The organism is Azospirillum sp. B506 (assembly GCF_000333595.1).
Taxonomy (GTDB): domain Bacteria; phylum Pseudomonadota; class Alphaproteobacteria; order Azospirillales; family Azospirillaceae; genus Azospirillum.
This window is the reverse complement of record NZ_BADK01001120.1, coordinates 1-5,848: the sequence shown is the minus strand read 5'-3', so window position 1 is coordinate 5,848 and position 5,848 is coordinate 1. Positions and strand designations below refer to the sequence as shown.

6 protein-coding genes are annotated in these 5,848 nt (G+C 68.9%); 2 read left to right on the top strand and 4 right to left on the bottom strand.

From position 1 onward, the window contains the following. On the top strand, positions 1-388 hold a 388-nt coding region (locus I71_RS34150; RefSeq protein ID WP_042704753.1), incomplete at its 5' end, for an EAL domain-containing protein. Position 389: 1 nt separating this feature from the next. On the opposite strand, the gene I71_RS34145 is transcribed toward I71_RS34150, so the two are convergent. Both I71_RS34145 and I71_RS34140 read right to left on the bottom strand, forming a co-directional pair. Beyond that, positions 390-1,766, bottom strand: a complete 1,377-nt coding sequence (locus I71_RS34145) for a VOC family protein (RefSeq protein WP_042704752.1) — start codon at positions 1,764-1,766, stop codon at positions 390-392. 117 nt (positions 1,767-1,883) lie between these two features. After that, positions 1,884-2,816 carry a LysR family transcriptional regulator gene (locus I71_RS34140; protein WP_307189047.1) on the bottom strand — a complete coding sequence of 311 codons (933 nt, stop codon included), beginning with the start codon at positions 2,814-2,816 and terminating at the stop codon, positions 1,884-1,886. Positions 2,817-2,932: 116 nt separating this feature from the next. Here I71_RS34140 and I71_RS34135 point away from each other — a divergent pair, with 116 nt between their 5' ends. Next, positions 2,933-4,228, top strand: coding sequence for an FAD-binding oxidoreductase (locus tag I71_RS34135; protein ID WP_042704750.1), 1,296 nt, complete (start codon positions 2,933-2,935; stop codon positions 4,226-4,228). A 45-nt stretch (positions 4,229-4,273) separates the two neighbouring features. On the opposite strand, the gene I71_RS34130 is transcribed toward I71_RS34135, so the two are convergent. Continuing rightward, positions 4,274-4,975, bottom strand: a complete 702-nt coding sequence (locus tag I71_RS34130; RefSeq protein WP_042704749.1) for a CBS domain-containing protein — start codon at positions 4,973-4,975, stop codon at positions 4,274-4,276. Between the two features lie 224 nt (positions 4,976-5,199). Then, positions 5,200-5,848, bottom strand: a 649-nt coding sequence (locus tag I71_RS34125; protein WP_042704748.1) for a cell wall hydrolase, incomplete at its 5' end; no start/stop codon positions are given.

Below are 5,848 nucleotides of genomic sequence, written 5' to 3'. Positions count from 1 at the left end.
CGACCGGGCCGAGGTCGACCGTCAGCTTCTCCAATTGCGCCGCCTGGGCATCGCGGTCGAGATCGACGATTTCGGCACCGGGCAGAGCGCCCTGTCCTATCTGAAGGACATCCCGGCAACGGCGGTGAAGATCGATCAGCGCTTCATCCGGTCCATCGCCGCGGAGCGCAGCGACCAGATCATGGTCCGTTCGACCATCGACCTCGCCCATGACCTGGGCTATCTCGTCATCGCCGAAGGGGTGGAGACGGCGGAGGCCTATGAGTGGCTGCGCCAGCATGGCTGCGACTTCGGCCAGGGCTACCTGATTTCCCGGCCGCTGGCCCCCGCGGCGTTCGAAGACTGGCTGGCGGCGGGCGCCTTCCGTCCCGCCGCCGTCCGCGTCTGAGTCACTGCGCCGCGAAGCAATTGGCGATGGAGGCCCGTTCTAGCTCGGCATAGAGCTCGAACGGGTTCAGCACCGGAGCGCCGAGGTCGGCTTCGAAGCGCTGCTGGTTCGGGCTGGCGGCGAAGTCCTGCTGCGCATCGTCTCCCAGGTTGGACTGGAAGATGCCGGCAGCACTGACCGGCAGGAAATCCTCGTAGACCACCGGATCGAAGCGGACGAGGCCAGCGTCGATCAGGGCGTCCAGATCGGCACCCGGCGCCGGCCGGCTACGACGCCCGGCCTCGGTCAGGGAATAGGTGAAATAGCCCAGCCCCTGGCGGCGGATCTCGTCCCAACTGTCGGGGAAGGGGGCGAAGACCTGCTGGAGGGCCGCCATATATTGCGCAGCGTTGGAGCCATCGGCCGCCGGGGCGACGATGCGGCGGGAGTCCTGCAACAGCGTGTCGTAAAGCGCCCGGCCCTTCGGCGTCAGGGCGATGCCGCGCTGCTCGATCTCGCCGAAGCGGGCGGTGTGGACGCCGGCGCGCCACCCCTCCCCGTCCTGGAAATCGACCGGCTCGCTCAGCGCCTTGAAGGAGGTCTGGCGCAGCAGGATCGCGCAGCGGCGGGTCGGCGGGCCTTCCACCACGGCCTTCGGCGCGATGCCCTTTTCCGGCATCAGCCGCTGGACCGCGTCGATGTCCAGCGTACGCGGCGTCAGATGGTTGATGTGCGGCCCCTTGAAGGACACCACGTCGGCGATCAGCCGGTGGGCATCGTGCAGCCGGTTGTAGAGGTCAAGCGGCACATTCGCCTTGCTGTGCCAGCGGAAGGTTTCCAACGCCTCGGCGACGAAGCGGTCGGCATCCTCCTCATCCAGCCCGCCCTCGGCTTCGGCCTTTTCGATCAGGGCGAGGCAACCGGGAGTGAAGATGCTGCGGCCGGCCAGAACCTGCTCCGCCTCCTGCCGCAGAGCGGCGTCGGCGATCAGGTCGAGCCGCAGCAGCGAAGTGAAGACGCGGAAGGGGTTGCGGCTCAGCGCCTCCTCGTCCACCGGGCGGAAGGCGGTGGAATGGACGGGGACGCCGGCCTCCGACAGGTCGTAATAGCCGACCGGCCGCATGCCCATCACCGCGAACAGCCGGCGCATGGTCGACAGCTCCTGCGCGGTGCCGAGGCGGATCGCGCCGTGGCGCTCCTCCGTGATGCGGGCAAGGCCGCCAGCGGCCGCCAGGCGGTGACGCTCAGCCGGGTCGGCGGCCAGCACCGCCGCGTTCACCTCCTCCACCAGCCCGACCAGCGTCTGATAGGCCGGCACCTCCGTCCGATACATCTCCGACATGGCGGTGGAGAACAGGGTGCGGATCGCATCGGGGCTGGTTATCGTCTGGACGCTCATTCCAAATCTCGCTCGCGTTGGCTGGCCGGACCTGCGCGGTCCTTCACAGGGTCCAGCTATAGCAACGATCCCCGGCGAGGGATTGCGGATTGTTTTCCCCGACTTCATGACGAAAGCTCATGACCGGGATGGCTGGCGGCAGTCCGCCGTCTCCTCCAGGATCCAGTCGCGGAAGGCGGCGAGCGGCGGGTAGCCCGCGCGCTCCGACGGCCAGACGATGTAATAGGCGTTCTCGCTCTCCATCGGCAGGTCGAGCGCCGGCACCAGCCGCCCGGACCGCAATTCCTCCTCGATCAGGAACAGGGGCAGCAGAGCGACACCCAGCCCGGCGATGGCTGCCTGCGACACGGTGGCGAACTGGTCGAACAGCATGCCGTGGACGCCGTCCGCCGGCGAATCATGTTGCGACAGCCAACGCTCCCACGCATCCGGGCGGCTGGTCAGGTGCAGCAGCGGGGCAAGGCGCAGGTCAGCGGGTTGTCGGAAATCGAAGCGGTCGCGCAACGCGCCACTGCAGGCGGGAATCACGGTCTCCCGGCGCAGCAGCGCCATCTCGCCGCCCGGCCAGTCCGGCCGGCCGAAATGGATCGCCGCGTCCACCGGGTCCAGCCGGAAATCGAAGGGCGCCATCCGCGTCACCAGATTGATGGTGATGCCGGGGTTGCCGGCCAGGAAGTCGGGAAGGCGCGGCGCCAGCCAGCGCGCGCCGAAGGTCGGCAGGATGGCGATGCTGAGTGTGCCGCCGAAGGGGTTGGCGCGCAGGTTCAGCGAGGCGGTGCTGATCCTGCGCAGGGCGTCGCGGATCTCGCGCACATAATAGTCGCCGCCCGCGGTCAGGCGGATGGTCTGCCGTTCGCGGTGGAACAGCTCGACCTCCAGCAATTCCTCCAGCGCCTTGATCTGCCGGCTGACGGCACTCTGGGTCAGCGACAGCTCCTTGGCCGCCGCGGTGATGCTGCCGGTGCGGGCCGCCGCCTCGAAGGCGGACAGAAGGGCCAGGGAGGGAAGGAAGCGGCGCGGGCTCTGCATCTCGGTCTCGGGGAGGCTCATTCCGCAATGGAATGACTGGTTGAGCAAACAACACTTGGCCAAAGGGGGTAGGCAAGTCAATCTTTCCCACCGGGAATGACGAGCGCATAAAACAGACGGAAAGAGGACCACAGGGGATGCTGAACGATCCGCGGTCGCATGGGCTTTGGGAACGCACCGCACCGGCGGCGCCGCCGACCGCCCCGCTGTCCGGCACGGTCCGGGCCGACGTGGTGATCGTCGGCGCCGGCTATACCGGCCTGTCGGCCGCCTTGCATCTTGCCGAGAGCGGCGTCAGCGCCGTGGTGGTGGAGGCGGTGGAGATCGGCTTCGGCGGCGCCGGGCGCAATGTCGGACTGGTCAATGCCGGCATGTGGGTGATGCCGGACCAGCTGGTCAGCACCCTGGGGCCGATCTATGGCGAGCGGCTGATCGAGCTGCTGGGCAATGCGCCGCGCGCCGTCTTCGACCTGATCACCAAGCATGGCATCGCCTGCGAGGACGAACGGGCCGGCACGCTGCATTGCGGCGTCGGCCCGGCGGGCCTGCGCGAGCTGGAACAGCGGGCGGACATCTGGCAGAAGCGCGGCGCCCCCGTCCGCCTGCTGGACGCCAGGGAAACGGCGGAGAAGGTCGGCACGACGGTCTACACCGGCTCCCTGCTCGATCTGCGCGCCGGCACCATCCAGCCGCTGGCCTATGCCCGCGGGCTGGCGACGGCGGCACTCGCCGCGGGGGCACGCATCTTCACCGGCAGCCCGGTCCAGTCGGCAAGCCAGACCGGCGGCATGTGGGAGGTGAAGACGCCGACCGGCTCGGTCACCGCCGACTGGGTGGTGGTCGCCACCGACGCCTACAGCATCGGACCCTGGGTGCAGCTGCGCACCGAGCAGGTCCATCTGCCCTACTTCAATCTGGCGACGGAGCCGCTGTCCGACGCCATGCAGCGGGCGATCCTGCCGGAACGCCAGGGGGTTTGGGACACCAAGTCGGTGCTGAGTTCCTACCGCTTCGACCGGCGGGGCCGGCTGGTGTTCGGCAGTGTCGGCGCCCTGCGCGGGACCGGGACGGCGGTGCACCGGGCCTGGGCGCGGCGCTCGCTGGCCGCCCTGTTCCCGCAGCTCGGCCCGGTGCGGTTCGAGTCGGAATGGTACGGCCAGATCGGCATGACCAAGGACAATCTGCCCCGCTTCCACCGGCTGGACCGCAACGTCATCGGATTCAGCGGCTACAACGGCCGCGGCATCGCCCCCGGCACGGTGCTCGGCCGCTGCCTGGCCGACCACATCACCGGCAAGCTGCCGGAGGCGGAGATGCCGCTGCCCAGCACCGCACCGGAAACGGTGTCGGGCCGGGCAGTGCAGGAAGCCGTCTATGAGTATGGGGCGCAGGCGACCCATCTGATCGGAGCGAGGCTGCCGGGAAAGATCTGATCGCGCGTCTCCCCCGGCCCGGCATTCAGGTCCCCACCATCCGGATCAGAGCCCCCAGGCGCCGCTTTCCGCCGCGTCGACGACCTGGATGTTGTTTTCCACCGCCTTCACGCCGGGAACGCCTTCCGCCGCGACGCGCAGGGCGTCGCGCTGGGAACCGCTGCTGACGAAGCCCCAGAGCTGGACGACGCCGTTGCGGACGATGATGGCGTCATGGGAGCGCGAGTCCCAATTCAGCTCCTGGACAGCCGCGGTCACCCGTTCCTTCAGGGCGCGGTCGTCGGAAGCGGCCGCCGGGGTTTCCGGCGACACGCTGGCCAGCGCCCGCAGCAGGTTGGCGCGGCTGATGATGCCGACCAGCGCGCCACCGCGGACCACGGGCACGCGCTTGATCCGCCGCGTCTCCATCACCCGCACGACCTCTTCCGGCGAGGCGTTCTCGTCCACCGTGGTGACGTGGCCGGTCATCACGTCGGCGACCTTGCGGGCATGGGACTTGATGAAATCCTCCGCCGGCAGGGTGCCGCCCGACACCAGACCGAGCCACCAGGAGCGGTGGCGCTCCGTCCCCAGCTCCACCCGGCGCAGCAGGTCGCCTTCGCTGATGATCCCGACCACCGTGCCGGCCGCATCGACCACGGGCATGCCGCTGATCTTGTTCTCCAGCATCGTCCGGGCGGCCTCGGCAACCGTGGCGTCCGGAGCGATGGTGATGACACGCGGCGTCATCAGATCGATAGCCTTCATCGTTTCTCTCCCCTTGATGTCGTTGAACCAGGACAGCCTAGGAGGTCGACAGATGAGGTCGATTGATCTACAGCAATTCAGGGGCCGTCTTTCCGCATGATGGAAAATACCGAGGAGCCATCCGCAATTTTGGGATGTCACGGCGGACCCGACATTTGGCAGGAGCAGGGATCCAGACCGGACCCGGCTCCCCACGGCCTCTGGAAAACATCGGTTCCCAACCTTTACTCCCCGACTTCAGCCACCTGGGTGGCGGTCCGCTGTTCGGGCGGGGTCGGATAGCGGTAGAAGGAGTGGCCGCCGATGGATGCGGTCAGCAGTCCTGCCTCCGCCCAATCCGGCTTCTGGCGGCGCAGGGTGGCCTGGGCCGGCGGGCTGTAGAACAGCGAGGCGCGAGCGGTCGGGTCGGGCAAGTCATCGTCGTTCAGGTTCCAGGCGAGCGCGCGTGCGGCGCGCAGCGCCTCCTTGTCGGGGGCAAGGCGCGGCTTTGGCCAGGACGGCATCCCGCCCGACCGGATGACCGCGGCCTGCCGGCGGATCGCCGCAAGAATGCGCTTGGTCTCGATGCGGGGATCGGCCGCCAGCTTTGCCTGTTCGGTCTTCGTCGGCCGGGCCGCCTTTGCTTTGGGGGCGCCCTTTGCCGTGACCGCCGCGGCCTTCTTCCGATGCATCGGTTCGCCCGGCTCCGCCGCGAAAGGCTCGAATTGGCCGGTGGCGACGATGACGCGGCAGGGCAGCGACGGCTGGTCCGCCGAGGCCGCCCGGTTGGCGACCACCCACATCACCGCCGCCATGGCGTCGGCCCCTTTCCCGCGCGCCTCGGCCCAGCCGGCCAGCGCAAGGCAGCGGCGCTCCCGTTCGGCCTGCCAGGGG